Below are 17,298 nucleotides of genomic sequence, written 5' to 3' on the forward strand. Positions count from 1 at the left end.
GGTGAGCGTGGCCAACGTGCCTGCGGAGAGAAGGAGTTGATGTTGGGGGCAAATGCCCCTAGTGCGAGCCGGTTCCGGAAGACATGGTTGACGCGCCCCCTGGACCAGCACTGGACGACGCCCGGCGCTCGTGTGCCGAGCGTGTCGGCTGGTCAGTGGCCCGAGTCCCAAGTCAACGAAAACGGAACCGAGTTGAAACACAGCGACAGGCACGGCAGGTCGACCGCCCGACGCCTGACGGCTCCCTTGGCCGTGTCCCTGGCAATCGTCTGCACCGTGGCGCCCGCCCACGCCGGCCCCGTCGGCACGCCCGGCGACGCCGAGGCCCGCATGTACGTCGTCAAGCTCGACGAGCCGCCCGTCGCCACCTACCAGGGCGGTCTGAAGGGTCTGGCGCGCACCGCCCCGTCGCCCGGGAACCGCCTCAAGGCGGGCACGAACGCCGTGAAGGCCTATGTGCGACACCTGGACAACCGCCGGGACGAGGTGCTCGACGACGTCCCCGGTGTCAGGAAGAGCTACGAGTACAACTACGCCCTCAACGGCTTCGCCGCGAAACTGACCCCCCGTCAGGTGGCGCGGCTGTCCGCCACTCCCGGGGTGCTCTCACTGACTCCCGACAAGGCCGCCTCGCTGCCCCCGGCACCAGGCCGGCCCGGCTCGCCCGCGGTGGCGTGGGACGCCCGTACCCCGGCGACGGCCCGCGGCGACCAGCCCCGGCCTGGGCGGTCCGTACCCGACGCCGAAGGACGTGCGGCCGGTGCGAAGGGGAGCACGGACACGGCCGACGGCTCTCTTCCCCCTCCCGAGATCCCGCGCTTCCTGGGGCTGGACGGCGAGAAGGGGCTCTGGTCGAAGCTCGGCGGCCCCGAACGCGCCGGCGAGGGCACCATCATCGGCGTGATGGACACCGGCATCGACCCGACGAACCCGATGCTCACCCCCCTCTCCGAACCCCGCCCCGACGCCGACGCCATCGCCAAGAAGTGGCACGGCACCTGCGACGCGGGCGACGACCCCGCCCACAAGGTCACCTGCAACAACAAGCTCATCGGAGCCCAGTGGTTCCGCGAGGGTGTCCCGGACCCCACCCCCGAGGACATCCCGTCCCCCTGGGACCTGGACAGCCACGGCACCCACACCGCCACCACCGCCGCCGGCAACCACGACACCCCGGTGGAGCTGCCCGACTACGGCATGCGCGGCACGGTCAGCGGTATGGCTCCGGCCGCCCGGGTGGCCGCGTACAAGGTCTGCTGGCACGACGGCTGCTGGGACACGGACACCACGGCGGCGATCGACAAGGCCGTGGCGGACGGTGTGGACGTCATCAGCTTCTCCATCGGTGGCGCGCTCACCACCTCCACCTCCATGGACGCGATGTTCAACGCCGCGAGGGCGGGCGTGTTCGTCTCCGCGGCGGCCGGCAACAGCGGACCCGAGACGGCGGACAACACGGCGCCGTGGATCACCACCGTCGCCGCCGAGACCCACGACAGCGGCTACACCTCGACGCTGGTCCTGGGCGACGGCCGCCGTTTCACCAACGTCAGGCTGCCGTCCCCCTCGGTCCCCACGGCCCCGTTGGTCAGCGCCGGCGACGCGCGCAGGCCGGACGCGGACGCAGCGCAGGCCACGCTGTGCGCGCCGGGCACGCTCGACCCCGCCAAGGTGAAGGGCCGGATCGTTATGTGCGACCGGGGCGGGGTGGCCATCTGGGACAAGGGCCGGGAGATCGCCGACGGGGGCGGCGTGGGCATGGCGGTCGCGAACACGTCGACCAGCGCCCAGGAGTTCTTCCCGAACGACTACGTCGTGCCCACGGCCCACCTGAGCCAGGAGGACGGGAAGGCGGTCAGGGAGTACGCCACCGGCGCCGGAGCCACGGGCGAGTTCGTCTCCGGCACCGTCCGGGTCCGCGCTCCGCAGATCACCTCGTTCTCCTCCGGCGGTCCCGACCCCTACAGCGGAGGCGACCTGCTCAAGCCCGACATCGCCGCCCCCGGCCACCTCGTCCTGGCGGGCATCGTGCCCGACGACGAGTCCGGTTCGCGGGACCGGCTGGGCTTCGCTGACGGCACGTCGATGGCCACCCCGCACATATCCGGCCTCGCCGCCCTGCTGAAGCAGCTGCACCCCGACTGGTCGCCCATGGCGGTCAAGTCGGCGCTGATGACGACGGCGACGGCCACCGACAACGAGGGCCGGCCCATCGGCCGGGACGGCGCCGGGACCGCGACCCCGCTCGACTACGGCGCCGGCTCACCCCGGGCCGCCCTCGCCGCCGACCCGGGGCTGGTCTACGACTCGACGTCCGCGGACTGGACGTCGTACCTCTGCGGGCTGCGGCTGCTGCCCACGGCCGGGGTCGGCGATGACACCTGCGGGACCTCCCGTCCGATCGACCCCAGCGACCTGAACCACCCGTCGATCGCGGTCGGGGACCTGTCCGCACGGCAGACCGTGACCCGCACGGTCACCAACGTGGGCAAGGACACCGCCACCTACAGCGCGACGCTCCAGACACCGCCCGGTTACGAGGCCCATATCACCCCGCGGCGCCTGACGGTGGCCCCCGGCGACTCGGCGACCTACCGGGTCACCTTCACCCGCACCGACGCCGCCTACGGCACCTTCTCCTACGGCTCCCTCACCTGGAGCGACGCCCACAGCCACCACCGGGTCACCAGCCCGATCGCGCTGCGCGCCGCCCGCATCGCCGCACCGGCCGAGATCGCCCTCACGGGCGAGCGGTCCACCCAGCTCACCGTACGGACGGAGTGGAAAGGAGAACTGACCGCGCGGGCGGAGCTGTACGGGGACGAGAGGATCACCGGCACCCTCACCGGCGAGGACCAGGACTTCCTGTCGAACCCGCACGCCGGTGACGCCGCCGCGAAGATCCCGGTGCACGTCCCGGAGGGCGCCCCCTTCACCCGGGTCGGGGTCGACGCGGCGGACCACGTGCCCGGGAGCAAGGTGTTCCTCGCCGTCTTCGACCAGAACGGCGGGCGACTCCCGTCCGGGGACTACGCCGACCTGCCTCCCGGCGACTACGACGTCTACGTGGTGCAGTACGACACGCCGGAGGGCACCGACAGCCAGCAGTACACGCTGCGCCTGTGGAAGGTCGGCCAGACGGCCCCGGCCGTCCGGCCCACCGTCACCCCCGCCACCCGGTCCGTCACGCCGGCCGCCCGGAGCCGGCTGACGGTGAAGTGGTCGGACGCCGCGCGAGGCGAGCGGTACGTCGGCCTCATCGAGTACGGCGACGGGTCCCGGCCCGAGGGCCTCACGAAGCTGGCCGTGACGCGGTAACAGCCACCCACGGCAGAAAGCGCCCGCCCGTGAACCCCGCGAGGTTCGCGGGCGGGCGCGGGCGGGCGCGCGTCGAGTGCGGAGTTGTGCGGGTGATGTGAACGCGGATGGTACTCAAGTAGGAGTCGAGGAGGTGGTTTTTAGTTCTCCGGACCAGAGGTCGCAGGGGAAAGGGGTCATACCCTTTCTGGCTGTAGGCGGAGTGAGTCGCCCCCCAAGGCTCCGTCATGCCCCCCACAACTGGAGTCGCAATGCCGCCCTGTGTGGTCACTGGCTCATCCACTTCCAGACTTCCCTTGACACTCGCGCTCGCCACCGACAGCGGCCTCGTTCCGAACGATCTGTCGGCGGACCACGTCCGACTGGTCACCGAGCCATCCGATGTCCGAGCGGACGACGACGTCCTGCTGTTCTACGGACAGGGAATGGCACGCGAACTGATGCGCTTCCGCGTCGAACTCGAGGGTGTGCTGCCACCGACGGCGGTGCTGGCGTACTCGTTGGACTGGGACGACGTGTTCCTCGCGCTCGAACAGGGGGCCACCGGCTATCTGTTGGAGAACCGGTACGCCTTCCTGCTCAACGAAGCAGTGCTGTGCACCTCCCGTGGCACCGGATTCCTGGACCCCGTCGTCGCGGCCACATGGGTGAGGGCGGTTACCGGCCCGGCGGGGGAGACACCCGGCAGGAAGCCTTCGCGAACGGTGCCCGAGCTTCGCCCGGACCGGCGTTCGGCGCTTTCACAGCGGGAACGCCAGGTCATGAATCTGCTCGCCTCCGGCATGAAAGTCCGCGAGGTCGCGCGGCACATGGTCCTCACCGAGAAGTCGGTCAGGAACTATCTGAGCCGCATCTACCACAAGCTCGACGTACGAGGGCAGTCCGAGGCGATCCTGTACTGGATCGGCCGTCTGGAGCCGGCCACCATGCCACGGCGGGCCTGCCATCCCCTAGGGCCCTTCTGACGGATCTCCGCGGCGTCGCGACGCCCGGCAGGGAGGGGACACAGCGTGGCCCCCTCGTACAGGGCGTCGAGGGCCGGCTCGACACAGGCCCCCGCACTCCGGCGGCCTCGCCCTCCGTCGTCCCTGTCCCCGGCCGCCGGAGCCCTACGTCGTAGGTGCTCCGGCGGTCGACTCCCGCCAGACGATCCGGAAGAGGGAGTCCTCGTTCACTTCGGGTGACTCGCCCCTCAGTCCCGCGATCAGCTTGGTCATGGCTCTGCCGCCGACTCGCTCGAGGTCCACGTCGACCGTGGTCAAAGACGGGGTCATGAACTGTCCGAGCTCGGCGTTGTCCCAACCGGTCACGCTGATGTCGCCCGGCACGCTCCAGCCGCGGGCCAGCGCGCCCCGGACGACGCCGGCGGCCACGAGATCGTTGGCCGCGATCACGGCGGTCGGCCACGATCCCTTCGGCAGCGACCGGATCGCCTCGATGCCGGACTCGCCCGACCAGTCGCCGTCGAAGACGCCCATGGATTCGAGACCGAGACGTTCGACCGTGTCCAGGTAGCTCTGCTTGCGTGCCCTCGCGGAAGCGAACGCCGCGTCACCCGCGACATGGAGGAACCGCGCGTGGCCGAGCGACGCGAGGTGCTCGACCATCCGGATCACCGGGGCGCCGTCGGCCAGTTCACCGATGCCGCGCATGTCGTCGTCGAGGTCGGCGGAGATCACCACGACCGTTCTCTGCTGCAACCTCGCTTCCGCCGTGGGGAGCGCGGGGGCGAGGCAGAGGATGCCCTCGTACTGTCCGGAGTCGGCCATCTCCAGCAGTCGTTCGCTCCTCGCCTCCACACCGCCCGCGGCACTCACCACGTCGGTGAAGTACCCCGCCGACTGCGCCGTCGAGCTGGCTCCCGCCAGCATGCGTGAGGGGTTGAAGGTCATGGCCGGCATGAGGATGGCCAGGCGGCCGGTCTTCCGGGTGCGCATGGACCGTGCCACCAGGTTGGGGCGGTAGTCGAGCTGCCGGACAGCGCTCTCGACGCGCTCCACGGTCGCGGGCTTCAGCCCGCCGTTGAAACGCAGATACCGCGACACCGTCTGGGGTGACACACCGGCGAGTCGCGCCACATCGGTGATCGTCGGTCGCCGTCGCGCCGTGCCAGCGCCGTCCATCCGCTTCCCCCACCCTTTCGCCGGAACTCACTGAAGCCAGAGCCTACACACTCTTGACGCAAAAAGAGATCGTTCACTATCGTCCCTGCCAGCCCGGAAGTGAACGTTAACTTTTTGGCAGGCGCGGGACCCGGGGGACGGGGTCCGCACCACATTCAGTGTGCCGATGCCGCCACCTAGGGAGCAGTGCCGTGAGCTCCATCAACGAATTACGCCGGCTGCGGGGGTCCCGACGGGGAGCCCGACAGCAGAACAAGGCGGCGTTCCTCTTCCTCCTGCCCTGGTTCGTCGGGCTCTTCGGGATCACGCTCGGCCCGATGCTGGCCTCGCTCTACCTCAGCTTCACCAAGTACAACCTCCTCCAGCCGCCGCAGTTCAGCGGGCTGGACAACTGGACGCGCATGCTGGGCGACGAACGACTGCACACGTCGCTCCAGGTGACCTTCACCTATGTCCTGGTCTCCGTACCGCTGCAACTCGCCCTGGCCCTGGCGCTGGCCCTGCTGCTGGACAGGGGAGTGCGGGGACTGTCCTTCTACCGCTCCGCCTTCTATCTGCCGTCCCTGATCGGGGGCAGCGTCGCGATCGCCGTGCTGTGGCGCACGATCTTCGGCACGACCGGCCTGGTGAACAAGGGTCTCGGCGTGTTCGGTGTGGAAGGGCAGGGCTGGATCTCGGAACCCGGCACCGCGCTGTCGACCCTCATCGTGCTGAACGTCTGGACGTTCGGCTCCCCGATGGTGATCTTCCTGGCCGGTCTGCGGCAGATCCCGGCCTCCTTCTACGAGGCGGCCTCGGTCGACGGCGCGACACGGTGGCGGCAGTTCCGCAGCATCACCGTGCCGATGCTGACGCCCATCATCTTCTTCAACCTGGTGCTGCAGATCATCCACGCCTTCCAGACGTTCACCCAGGCCTTCGTGGTCTCGGGCGGCACGGGAGGCCCCGCCGACTCCACGCTCTTCTATTCGCTCTACCTCTACCAGCGGGGCTTCGGCCAGTTCGACATGGGCTACGCCTCCGCGCTTGCCTGGCTCCTGCTCCTCATCGTGGCGGTCTTCACCGCCATCAACTTCTGGGCCTCGAAGTACTGGGTGTTCTACGATGACTGACCGCACCGTGGCCAAGATCGGCACATTCGCCCCGCCTGTCGCCCGTACGCGCACGACAGGACCGACCCGGCGCCGAGTCCGCTCCCTGCTCAAGCACGCGGCGCTGATCGCCTGCGCCCTGCTGATGCTCTACCCGGTCCTGTGGATGGTGGTCAGCTCGTTGCGTCCCAGCAACGAGATCTTCCGCAACGCGGGGATCGCCCTGACGGACCTGCGCGTGCAGAACTACTCCAACGGCTGGGACGCCTTCGGCCGGCCGTTCAGCCACTACCTGGTCAACTCGCTGATCGTCGTGGTCGGCGCGATCATCGGGAACCTGCTGGCCTGCGCACTGGCCGCCTACGCCTTCGCCAGGCTGGAGTTCCGAGCCAAGCGCCTGTGGTTCGCCCTCATGCTCGTCACGATCATGCTGCCGATCCACGTACTCATCGTCCCGCAGTACGTCATGTACTCACAGCTGGGCTGGGTCAACACGTTCCTCCCGCTGATCGTGCCGAAGTTCCTGGCGACCGACGCCTTCTTCATCTTCCTCATGGTCCAGTTCATCCGCGGCATCCCCCGCGAACTCGACGAGGCGGCCACGATCGACGGCGCGGGGCAGGGGCGGATCTTCTTCCGGATCATCCTGCCGCTGATGATCCCCGCCCTGGCCACCACCGCCATCTTCACGTTCATCTGGACCTGGAACGACTTCTACACCCAGCTCATCTATCTGACCGATCCGGACAAGTACACGACCCCCATCGCGCTGCGGGCGCTGGTCGACCAGCAGAGCGCGACCGACTGGGGTTCGGTGTTCTCCATGAGCGTGATGACGCTCGTCCCCGTCTTCCTCGTCTTCCTTTTCGGGCAGCGGTTCCTGCTGCGCGGAATCGCCACCACCGGCGGCAAGTAGCCACCACGTCGGGGCGAGCCGGCGATGCCCCGCTCGCGAGCCGCAGCGCCACACCGTCGCCCCACCTCGCACAGCCGCAGCACACCGCGCCACGCCAAGGAGACACCCATGAACGGCAGACCCGTCAGACCCGCCAGACCCGTCGGACGACTCGCGCTCGCCTCGGTGGCCGCGCTCTCACTGACGCTGACCGCCTGCGCCGGCGGCAGCGCCGGCCCGGTCGACAAGCTCGGCGACAAGCCGGTCACCATCAGCATCGACTGGTGGGGAGACGCGAACCGCGCCAAGGCCACCAACGAGGTCATCGACGCGTTCGAGAAGAAGCACCCCAACATCACGGTCAAGGGCCAGTACAAGGACTGGACCGGCTACTGGGACGCCCTCGCCACGACGACCGCGGCCAATGACTCGCCCGACGTGATCCAGATGGACGAGCTCTACCTCGCGTCGTACGCGAACCGCGGCGCGCTCTACGACGTCAGCCAGGCGGGGAAGCTTCTGGACACCTCGCGGTTCGCCGAGGAGGCCCTCGCCACCGGTCAGGTCGACGGCAAGCAGTACGCGCTGCCCATCGGTGTCACCGCCCTGGCCATCGTCGTGAACACGGATCTGTTCAAGAAGTACGGGGTGCCGCTCCCCGACGACAAGACCTGGACGTGGGACGACTACACCAAGATCGCCGAGGAACTGACGGACAAGAGCGGCGGAAAGATCCGCGGCGCCTCCGGCACTCCCGGCTTCGACGCCGGCACGCTCAAGTACTGGGCCCGGCAAGAGGGAGGCAGCGTCTTCGACAAGGACGGCACAGTCACCCTGAAGCCCGAAGTGCTCGTCGGCATGTGGGACTTCGCCATGAACCTCATGTCCTCCGGCGGCGGCATCAGCGCCTCGGCCATGGTCGAGGACCAGACCGCGGGTCTCGCCGGTGCCAGCCTCGCGACCCGCAAGTCCGCCATGGCCCCGGCCTACAACACCCAGATCACCGCGCTGCGGCAGGCGTCGGGGGCCAACCTGAAGCTGCTGCAGATGCCGCATGCCGGTACCGCCGAGGCCAACTTCTTCAAGCCCTCCATGTACTGGTCGGTCTCCAGCCAGACCGAACACCCCGCCGAGGCAGCGGCGTTCGTCGACTTCCTGCTCAACACCGACGCGGCGGCCGACATCCTCCGTACGGAGCGCGGAATTCCCGCGAACAAGGACGTCCTGGAGCATCTGAGCCCGAGCCTCTCGGGGACCGACAAGGCGGCGGCCGAGTACTCGAACGCCGTCACGGTGGGCGACGCGCCGGTCGTGACCCCCAATGGTGCCAGCGGGATCGAGACCATGCTCCAGCGCTACAGCCAGCAGGTCTATTTCAAGAAGACCTCGCCCGAAGCCGCCGCGAAGGCCTTCATCAAGGAACTGCAGGGCGAGATCGACGCCGCCAAGTGACCTTCTCCCGCCGGGGGCTGCCGCCGCTGACCGCGGCCCCCGGGCAGAGCCCCGCCGAGCGCGGACGGAATCCAAGGAGAGAGAAAGCACCCATGTCCACCTCCCGGCGCCCCTACCGTGTGGCCATCATCGGCACCGGCGGCATCGCCCAGGCACACGCCGACGCCCTCACCGCGCTCTCCGACCGGGTGAGCCTGATCGCCGTCGCCGACGTCGACCCCGCTCGCGCCGCAGAGTTCACCGCCCGCAACTCCGTACCGAACGTCTACAGCGACCCCCAGGCGCTGCTCGACAACGAACAGCTGGACCTCGCGCACATCTGTACACCGCCCGAGACCCACTCGACGCTCGCCGTCCTGGCGATGCGAGCCGGTGCCGACGCCCTGGTGGAGAAGCCCACGGCACTGAGCCTGCGCGAGATGGACCGGCTGGCCGCGGTGGAGGAGGAGACCGGGCAGCGGGTCCTGACCGTCTTCCAGCACCGCTTCGGCGCGGCAGCCGCCCGGCTGCGCCGGCTGGTCGGTGACGGCGCGCTGGGCCGGCCGCTGGTCGCCACGTGCGAGACCCTGTGGTACCGGCCCGACGAGTACTTCGACGTGCCGTGGCGCGGACGCTGGGACATCGAGGGAGGCGGCCCCACCATGGGGCACGGCATCCACCAGTTCGACCTGCTCCTGTCGATTCTCGGCCCCTGGTCCGAGGTCACCTCGCTGGCCGGCCGCCTGGCCCGGCCGACGGACACCGAGGACGTCTCGGTCGCCGCGGTCCGGTTCGCCAACGGAGCCCTGGCCACGATCGTCAACTCCCTGCTGTCGCCCCGGGAGACCTCGCGGCTGCGTCTCGACTTCCAGTACGCGACCGTCGAACTGGAGCACCTCTACGGCTACCGCGAGGAGCACTGGAGGTTCACCCCGCTGGCCGGCCACGAGGAACTCGCGGCCCTGTGGGCTCCCGGCGACGAGCCGGACGTCACCAGCGGCCACGCGCTTCAGATCGAAGCCGTCCTCGACGCCTTGGACGTCGGCGAGGCGCCCGGTGTCTCGCTGGCCGACGCGCGCCGCACCCTGGACCTGGCCGCCGCGACCTACGCCTCGGCCTTCCGCAAAGCCCCGGTCGCCGCGGGTGAGTTGACCCCCGACGACCCCTTCACGCTCAGCATGGACGGCGGCGCCGTGCCGTGGGAAGCGGTCAAGGAGGCCCTCGTATGAACGCCCTCGACCTACGTCACGACGTCGGTACCTCCGTCACCGTCCGGGACGGCGACACGGAGCTGCTGCGCTACGTGTACCGGCCGGACACCGTCCGACTGGAGTCCCCCAAGCCGTACATCGACCCCCTGCGTACCCGGGCCGGCCATGTGGTCAGCCTGTTCCGCCCGCACGACCACGTCTGGCACAAGGGCATCGCCTGGTCCCTGCCGCACGTCGGCGAGGAGAACTTCTGGGGCGGCCCGACGTACGTCCACGGGCGGTTCTACGTCCAGCTGGAGAACAACGGGACGCAGGCGCACCGCCGGATCGTCACCCTGGAACGGGAGGACGGCACGGCGACCTTCAGCCACGACCTGGACTGGATCACGCAGGCCGGAGCCCTGTTCCTCACGGAGCGCAGGACGCTGCGGGCGCACCTGATCTCCCCGCAGGTCTGGGTGCTGACGTTCGAGACACGGATGACGAACGTCTCCGGAGCGGATGTCGCGATCGGGTCCCCGACCACGAAGGGACGCGAGAACGCCGGCTACGGCGGCCTGTTCTGGCGGGGCCCCCGCTCGTTCACGGGCGGCCGGTTCGTGACCGAGGAGGGCCTGGGAGGCGACGAGGTCCGGGGACGGCGGCTGCCGTGGATGGGTTTCGAGGGCCGTCACGACGTGACGGCCGAGCAGTCGCTCGTGCTCATGGTCGACGACACGGCCAACCCCAACCACCCGCCCCAATGGTTCGCCCGGACCGAGGAGTTCGCCTGTCTGAACCCGGCACCGTTCTTCAGCGAGGAGCTGACCGTCGCGCATGGCGCCACCGTGCGCTTCCGCTACGGCGTCGCCGTGGCCGACACGGACGCGAGCGCGGCGCCCGAGATCGCCGACGCGGTACGCCGGATACTCACCCGCTCCGAGACACCCGTCATCGCCGGGGAACCCGTATAGGAGCGCGGGAACGCCGATCGAGGTGCCGGGAGGGCCCGGCATCTCGCTCGCTCCCGAGGAGCCCGTTCTCAGGACTCCGCCGCCGACGCCCATGCCTGAGCATCGTGAGTCCTCCTCACCCAGTCGCCCCGTGCACCCTCGCGGAAAGGTTCTCATCGTGACCGGTCGTCCCGGCCCGCTCCCCGACTTTCCCGGCTCGGTGGGCCTGAGCCGGCTGAGCGTCTATCCGTGGCCCACCGCCGACGACGCCCACGGCGGCACCCCGCACATGCACCTCGCGTGCGACGAGTGCTACGTCGTCGTCGGTGGCCGAGGCCGGCTCGAAACGCTCGGCAACCAGGGCCACCAGGTCACGCCGCTCGCTCCGGGGGACGTCGTCTGGTTCACCCCCGGCACCATCCACCGCGCCGTCAACGACGGCGACCTGCGGGTCCTCGTCGTGATGCAGAACAGCGGCCTGCCGGAGGCCGGCGACGCCGTGATGACGTTCCCGCCCGAGTACCTCACCCCGCGGACCTACCCGGCCACCGCGTCCGTGCTGGACGGCGACGGCCGGGCCGACGCGGACCGGGCCAGGGCCCGCCGGGATCTGGCCCTGGAGGGATTCGCCGAACTCACCCGCCAGTGGCGGCGCGGCAACCGAGCCGCCTACGAGGACTTCTGCCGGGCGGCCGCCGCCGTCGTCCGTCCCCGCCTCGCGGCCTGGCAGGAGACCGTCCAGGCCGGCCCGCTCGCCTCCGCGCAGCGGAGCCTGCGGCAGATCGGCGCCCTGACCGACGGCGACTGGAGTCATCTGCTCGCCGCCGAGGTCACGCGTATCGCCCAGCCCGAAGAACAGTCGCTGGGCATGTGCGGCTACCTCCACGCCTACGACCCCATCCGCAGAGCGGGGGGAACCCCCACACCCCACCCATAGGCCCTGACTGGACAAAGATGTCGCAGAGAGGAAGAGAAGTGAGGGAAAGTCAACGAACGAGAGTTCACCGACTTGTGGTGACCGTCGGCGTGCTGCTGCTCGCGCTGGTGGCCGGCCCCCTGGTCGGCACGCCTCGTGCGGAAGCCGCGGTCACATCGACGACGGTCACGTTCAAACAGACCACGACCGTCCGGGGGACACCCGACCTGACCTACTACGAATGCCCCGCCGGGAAGCAGTGGGACTTCTACCCCAGCCTCGCGTGGGGCCCGGACGGATGCTCCTTCGAAATCTCCTTCACCGGCCACACGGTGGAGCTGTTCGGACGGACACGGACGGGGCACGGCTCAGGAAACGTGTTCGTCGACGGCACCCAGGTCGGCACCGTCGACTACGGCGCACCGACGAACAACACCACACGGCTGCTCTTCACCAAGGCCGGTCTGTCCGACACCACCCACACCCTGCGCGTGGTGGTCGCGGGCCAGGGCATCGACCACTCCTCGGCGGTCTTCGAAAGGGGCACCCCCGACGGGCCGGACGCTCTCGACCTTCTGTACGCCCAGGTCCGCGATCACAAGAAAGCGGACCACACGTCGGCCAGTTGGGCTCCCTTCGCCTCCGCCCTCGCCGCGGCGCAGGTGTTCGTCGACCACGACACCGGCACCCAGGCCGAGCGCGACGCCGCGGAAAGCCGCCTGAGGTCGGCGTCCAAGGGCCTGGTCCAGGTCAGCGGTCTCCGCGGCATCCTCGCGGACTACGGAACCCGCACGGCCGCGTCGTACACGAGCGCGTCCTGGCAGCCCTTCGCCGCCGCGCGCTCCACCGCGTCCGCCGTGGCGGCCGACTCGCACGCGTCGGCAAGCGAGGTCGTCGCCGCGAAGAACGGCCTGCTGTCCGCGGCGGCCTCACTGGTGACCGTGTCCTCGGGCGAGTTCACCCCGATCAGGAACGACACCTTCTGGACCGACACCGACGGAAACCCGATCTACTCCCAGGGCGGCGGCGTCTTCCGGTTCGGCGACACCTACTACTGGTACGGCGTCCACTACGCCGGGGCCGAGACCTACGCGGCCGACCCGAGGGCGAGAACGACCAACACCACCTTCGTCTCCATCCCGGTGTACTCGTCGAAGGACCTGTCCCGCTGGAAGTACGAGGGCGATGTCGCGTCCGCCGGCACGCCCCTGCGCATCCCCGCGTCCCTGGGCGCCGGGTTCGCGCAGATGTCCAGCCTGGCCGACGCGTCGTGGCTGGGCCGCCTGGGCGTCTCGTACAGCGAGAACACCGGCAAGTTCGTGCTGTCGATCCAGATGAACGAGACCAAGTTCCCGGATCCGGCCGGACAGAACGGCGTGCTCTTCCTGCAGGGCGACTCACCGACCGGCAGCTTCGGGTTCGCGAACATCCAGCGCCAGATCACCAATGTGCCGACCATCTCGACGGGCGACCAGACGGTCTTCACGGACGACGACGGCAAGGACTACCTGGTCTTCGCCAACAGCCGCGGACGCGGCGGCGCCTACGTGTCCGCGCTCGCCGGCGCGGACAACCTGTCGGTCGAACCGGCGGTACGGGTCGGCTTCAACGCCGCCGGGCGCGAGGGCAACGCGATGTTCCGGATCGGCGACTCGTACTATCTGGCGGCGTCGGACCTCCACGGCTGGAACGCCTCCGCGACCCATGTCCTCAGGTCGCAGACCTCCGCCATCCAGGGCGCGTACGGTTCTGAGTTCGTCCTTCCCGGCACGGAGTCCGACTACAGCCACGTGACCCAGACCGGATTCTTCATCAAGGTCCAGGGCACCAAGAACGACCTTGTCATCTACAGCGGCGACCGCTGGGCCGACTTCGCCGGGAACGGCATCGGCTACAACCAGTGGATGCCGATCACGGGTTCCGGGGACGACCTTCGGTTCCACTCCCTCAGCGACTGGCAGCTGAACGCGGTGACGGGGGAGTGGAAGGTGGGCAGGAAGAACAACTACGCCCTCAATCCGCACTTCGAGGCCGACCGGGTCGCCGTCTCGCCGGTCCAGGGGTGGACCTACTCGGGGAACACGTCCGCGATCGTCAACCAGGCCGACACGAGCGGACGCGTCGGCAACTTCCATCTGGCGTTCACCGGTTCCGCGCAGTTCTCGGCGGGCGCCTCCCAGGACGTCACCCTTCCGGACGGCGTCTACGACCTGACCGCGGCCGTCCGCAACGGGGTGACCGGTTCCGGCGCATCCGCCACCATGTCCGTCACGTCCGACGGAAGGACGACCTCGGCCGACCTGAAGCAGCAGGGCTCCACCTGGAGCCAGGTCACGATCCCGGACGTGCGGGTGTCCGGCGGGACGGCCCGGATCAGCTTCTCCGCCACCGACGTGCCGGGAGGCCAATGGCTCAACATCGACGACATCTCCCTGGTCGCAGCCGACTCCTGAGAACTCCCGGCCCCGCTCCGTACGCCAAGTCCGCCCGCGCCGTGTCCGGCCAGCACCCCGGCCACGGCGCGGACCCATGTCCTTCGGCATCTGGGGGACGTCGCCCAGCGCGCCCGAGGGACCCGTCGCGCGGGCCGGACTGGAGCGGGGACTGTTCCGGCTGGGACCCGCGGCGTGATCCCGTTCCTGCTGATCGAGTTCCTGCCGCGCATTCGCTGACCTGCCGGGCGAGGCCGCTCGCGCCCCGCCGGGACAGGCGGACGCAAGTTACCCGTGGGTCGGGTAATTCACCCCTGTCGACCGGTTCTGGAAATCCTTAGGCTGTAAAGAAGTGGCAAAGTCCAGTTAATGGACATCGCCTTATTTCAGTCCACTGCAGAAAAGGGATATTCATGTCGGCCTCGCATCACCGAAAGAAGCGCGGAGTGCTGTCCTTGACGCTGGGGATGTCGCTTGCCGCAGGGCTCGGCGTCGCCGGGATCGTCGCCACGAATCAGTCGGCATCGGCCGCCCCGAGAACGGTGGAAGACCCGAAGGAGGCGGCTCAGATGGTCACGATATGCAACAACGTCATGGCGGCGAGGGCGGCGGGCGAGGACGAGGGGCTGGTCTCCACCTGTGTCTGGACGAACACCAAGGTCAGCAACCCCGCCGACGCGAAGAGCACGGTCGTGGGAGACGACAACAACGCCCAGAAGTTCGTGAACTGCGGCGACGGCACGCTCAAGGAAACCGTGTCCTGGTCGCGGTCGTCCGACACCACCACCTCCCTGTCGGGAAGCGTGATGGGCGCCACCGATGTCAGTGCCCTCTTCGTGAGTTTCGAGGCGACGGTCACCTACTCCGTCGGCGGCGAATGGACCAGTGGCCGGAACTACACCGCCAGCACCCTTCTGGAGGTTCCCCCCGGGGAAACCGGCTGGATCACTCACACGGAAAAAAGGGTAAAGGGCACCGGGGATCTCCTCCTCAACCTGAAGGATACGGGAGAACTCCTCATCAAGGATGTCGAATTCGACGCGCCGGCCAAGGAATCCACCGGGACGATCGGCACGCACACGCGAAAGCACACGGCCTCCGACACGGAGATATGCAAGAACGCCCCGGCTCCGATCATCGTCGAGGGATCCGAGGCGGGGGGCCTCAAAGTGGCGGACGGCAGTGATCTGCCGGACCTCGGCTGATCTTCGCAGTCCCCCTTCGGAACAACGAGACGAAAGGCATCAGCATGTCCGCGAACAGGCGCAGGAAGCGGCGTGTGCTCACCGGAGCCCTCGGGCTGGGGAGTGCGGGAATCGTGGGGGCGAGTCTCCTCGCCGTCATCGGCAACAGTGCCTCGGCGGCGACGGTCGAAGTGGACCCGTCCACCGACCGGGCGCGCGCCGAGAAGGTGCTGAAGGACTGCGACAACCCCAGTGGTTCAGGGGCGAGTTGTACGTGGAGCGACGTCAAGGTCGAGGACGGCACCGACAAACTGGAGCTGGTCACGGACGACCAGGGCGTGGCCAAGTGGGTGAACTGCGGTAGCACCCAGGCCGAGGCGTCGGTCCAGTGGTCGCACACCTCCTCGCACGACTGGTTCCTCGGCACGGACGCGTCGGCCACGTTCCAACTCAACGGACTCTTCGCCGGGTACAAGGTGACGGCGTCGGTGTCGCACAAGATCGACTTCGAGGACAGCAAGTCCTTCTCGTCGACGTCGACCATCCTGGTCCCTCCCGGACAGACCGGATGGCTGGTCCACGGCAGCAAGCGCATCAAGGGCACCGGCACCCTGACCGCCAAGATCGGCGGCGACGACCTCGTCCTCAGAAACGTGTCGCTCGACGCCCCCAAGGCCGACGACAGCGGCACCATCTCCGCCCACACCCGCAAGCACAACGGGGAGGACACGGCCATCTGCCAGAACGCCCCCGCGTCGGTGAACGGAGCGGAGGACCCGAGTGAGGGCCTCGTGGAGTCGACCGACGGGGGAGACCTGCCCCTGCGGCCCTGACCCCTGGCGACCTGACACGGCCCAGACCTCCGCTCCGCGACTGACAGGGCTCATTGAACTGACCGGGTGGACCGTCGCCTTCGGGAGACGGTCCACCTCTCTTGGGTCCATCGGCGGCGGTGTCAGCGGATCCGCTGCCCGGCCAGCTCGGCGCCGGCCCGCCAGGGACTCGCGCCGAGCCACAACAGCACCGCCTCCCTGCTGCTGCGCACATCCAGTTTGGTGTAGATGCTGCAGAGGTTGTTGCGCACGGTCCGCTCGGCCAGACTCAGCCGTACGGCGATCTCCCGGGCGCTCAAGCCGGTCGAGAGCAGCTCCAGGACCTGTCGTTCGCGCGGAGCGAGCGCGGCCCGCAACCGCTCCCGGCCCGCCGTGTCGGGCGGCGTCTCGGCCCGCTGTCCGCAACTCTCGCGTACCGCCGTGCACGCGATCGGCGAGAGATGGGTGTGTCCGATCACCGCTCCCACCACCACCCTGGAGAGCATGCGGACGTCGTAGTCACCGTCGACCAGGTACCCCGCTCCGCCGCGGAAGACCTCGACGATCGCCTCGGGATCCCGGCACGGGCTGACGACCACCACCGGAGGGACCGCGTCGCGCACGGCGGACCGTAAGCTCCGAAAAGCGTCCACCGGATCCTGGCACCGCAGCACGACGGCGTCCACGGCTTCGCGGTGGCGGGGGTCGAGTGAACGGTACGGCGGCGGCACGGGAACCGTACGACCGACGAAGGGGTCCTGTGGCCCCGGCCAGTCCTCATGCGGCCAGGCGCTCTCCTCGCATGCCAGGGCGACGGTCAGTCCGGCCACCCGGGGAGGAAGGGGTGATGCCGATCCGGCGTGCACAGGTTCGTGGTCCTCGCCTGTGTGCCTGAAAGGTCGCACGTCGCCTGTCCCTCCGCCCGGGTTCATGACATCCGTGCATACGCGGCC

At 69.1% G+C, this 17,298-nt stretch carries 13 protein-coding genes; 11 read left to right on the forward strand and 2 right to left on the reverse strand.

The genetic code is table 11. The features are described from left to right. Positions 1-276: 276 nt before the first annotated feature. Together J8M51_RS32085 and J8M51_RS32090 are read left to right on the forward strand one after the other, a co-directional pair. Positions 277-3,318, forward strand: a complete 3,042-nt coding sequence (locus tag J8M51_RS32085; RefSeq protein ID WP_267299645.1) for a S8 family serine peptidase — start codon at positions 277-279, stop codon at positions 3,316-3,318. A 296-nt stretch (positions 3,319-3,614) separates the two neighbouring features. Continuing rightward, positions 3,615-4,283 carry a helix-turn-helix transcriptional regulator gene (locus J8M51_RS32090; RefSeq protein ID WP_179202987.1) on the forward strand — a complete coding sequence of 223 codons (669 nt, stop codon included), beginning with the start codon at positions 3,615-3,617 and terminating at the stop codon, positions 4,281-4,283. 144 nt (positions 4,284-4,427) lie between these two features. Here J8M51_RS32090 and J8M51_RS32095 read toward each other — a convergent pair whose 3' ends face one another. After that, positions 4,428-5,396: a LacI family DNA-binding transcriptional regulator gene (locus J8M51_RS32095; protein WP_218781410.1), complete on the reverse strand. Its 969-nt coding sequence runs from the start codon at positions 5,394-5,396 to the stop codon at positions 4,428-4,430. A gap of 245 nt (positions 5,397-5,641) precedes the next feature. On the opposite strand from J8M51_RS32095, the gene J8M51_RS32100 reads away from it, so the two are divergent. The 9 genes from J8M51_RS32100 to J8M51_RS32140 all read left to right on the forward strand — a co-directional run bounded on the left by J8M51_RS32100 (position 5,642) and on the right by J8M51_RS32140 (position 16,366). Next, on the forward strand, positions 5,642-6,553 hold the full coding sequence (locus tag J8M51_RS32100; RefSeq protein WP_398857438.1) for a carbohydrate ABC transporter permease: 912 nt from the start codon (positions 5,642-5,644) through the stop codon (positions 6,551-6,553). Further along, positions 6,546-7,448, forward strand: a complete 903-nt coding sequence (locus tag J8M51_RS32105) for a carbohydrate ABC transporter permease (RefSeq protein WP_086754637.1) — start codon at positions 6,546-6,548, stop codon at positions 7,446-7,448. Before J8M51_RS32100 ends, J8M51_RS32105 begins: the two co-directional genes overlap by 8 nt. A gap of 108 nt (positions 7,449-7,556) precedes the next feature. Next, complete coding sequence (locus tag J8M51_RS32110; protein ID WP_179202988.1) at positions 7,557-8,879, forward strand: ABC transporter substrate-binding protein; 1,323 nt, start codon at positions 7,557-7,559, stop codon at positions 8,877-8,879. Between the two features lie 92 nt (positions 8,880-8,971). Beyond that, positions 8,972-10,087, forward strand: coding sequence for a Gfo/Idh/MocA family protein (locus tag J8M51_RS32115; protein ID WP_086754641.1), 1,116 nt, complete (start codon positions 8,972-8,974; stop codon positions 10,085-10,087). Next, positions 10,084-11,022, forward strand: a complete 939-nt coding sequence (locus J8M51_RS32120; RefSeq protein WP_086754643.1) for a DUF6807 domain-containing protein — start codon at positions 10,084-10,086, stop codon at positions 11,020-11,022. The genes J8M51_RS32115 and J8M51_RS32120 overlap by 4 nt, the downstream gene beginning before the upstream one ends. A 157-nt stretch (positions 11,023-11,179) precedes the next feature. Next, a complete protein-coding gene (locus J8M51_RS32125) occupies positions 11,180-11,938 on the forward strand; it encodes a cupin domain-containing protein (RefSeq protein ID WP_256964181.1) in 759 nt (252 codons plus the stop codon). A gap of 77 nt (positions 11,939-12,015) precedes the next feature. After that, on the forward strand, positions 12,016-14,370 hold the full coding sequence (locus J8M51_RS32130; RefSeq protein ID WP_143673117.1) for a family 43 glycosylhydrolase: 2,355 nt from the start codon (positions 12,016-12,018) through the stop codon (positions 14,368-14,370). A 425-nt stretch (positions 14,371-14,795) separates the two neighbouring features. Next, a complete protein-coding gene (locus J8M51_RS32135; RefSeq protein ID WP_143673118.1) occupies positions 14,796-15,554 on the forward strand; it encodes a hypothetical protein in 759 nt (252 codons plus the stop codon). 44 nt (positions 15,555-15,598) lie between these two features. After that, positions 15,599-16,366: a hypothetical protein gene (locus J8M51_RS32140; protein WP_143673119.1), complete on the forward strand. Its 768-nt coding sequence runs from the start codon at positions 15,599-15,601 to the stop codon at positions 16,364-16,366. Between the two features lie 122 nt (positions 16,367-16,488). Here J8M51_RS32140 and J8M51_RS32145 read toward each other — a convergent pair whose 3' ends face one another. Continuing rightward, positions 16,489-16,968 carry a LuxR C-terminal-related transcriptional regulator gene (locus J8M51_RS32145; protein WP_308114108.1) on the reverse strand — a complete coding sequence of 160 codons (480 nt, stop codon included), beginning with the start codon at positions 16,966-16,968 and terminating at the stop codon, positions 16,489-16,491. Positions 16,969-17,298 lie beyond the last annotated feature (330 nt).

The organism is Streptomyces griseiscabiei (genome assembly GCF_020010925.1).
Taxonomy (GTDB): Bacteria; Actinomycetota; Actinomycetes; order Streptomycetales; family Streptomycetaceae; genus Streptomyces; species Streptomyces griseiscabiei.

Bases quoted from the DNA above. Each gene is read 5' to 3' on its own strand.
- J8M51_RS32105 (WP_086754637.1), top strand. From the start codon at position 6,546: ATGACTGACCGCACCGTGGCCAAGATCGGCACATTCGCCCCGCCTGTC.
- J8M51_RS32110 (WP_179202988.1), top strand. From the start codon at position 7,557: ATGAACGGCAGACCCGTCAGACCCGCCAGACCCGTCGGACGACTCGCG.
- J8M51_RS32115 (WP_086754641.1), top strand. From the start codon at position 8,972: ATGTCCACCTCCCGGCGCCCCTACCGTGTGGCCATCATCGGCACCGGC.
- J8M51_RS32120 (WP_086754643.1), top strand. From the start codon at position 10,084: ATGAACGCCCTCGACCTACGTCACGACGTCGGTACCTCCGTCACCGTC.
- J8M51_RS32140 (WP_143673119.1), top strand. From the start codon at position 15,599: ATGTCCGCGAACAGGCGCAGGAAGCGGCGTGTGCTCACCGGAGCCCTC.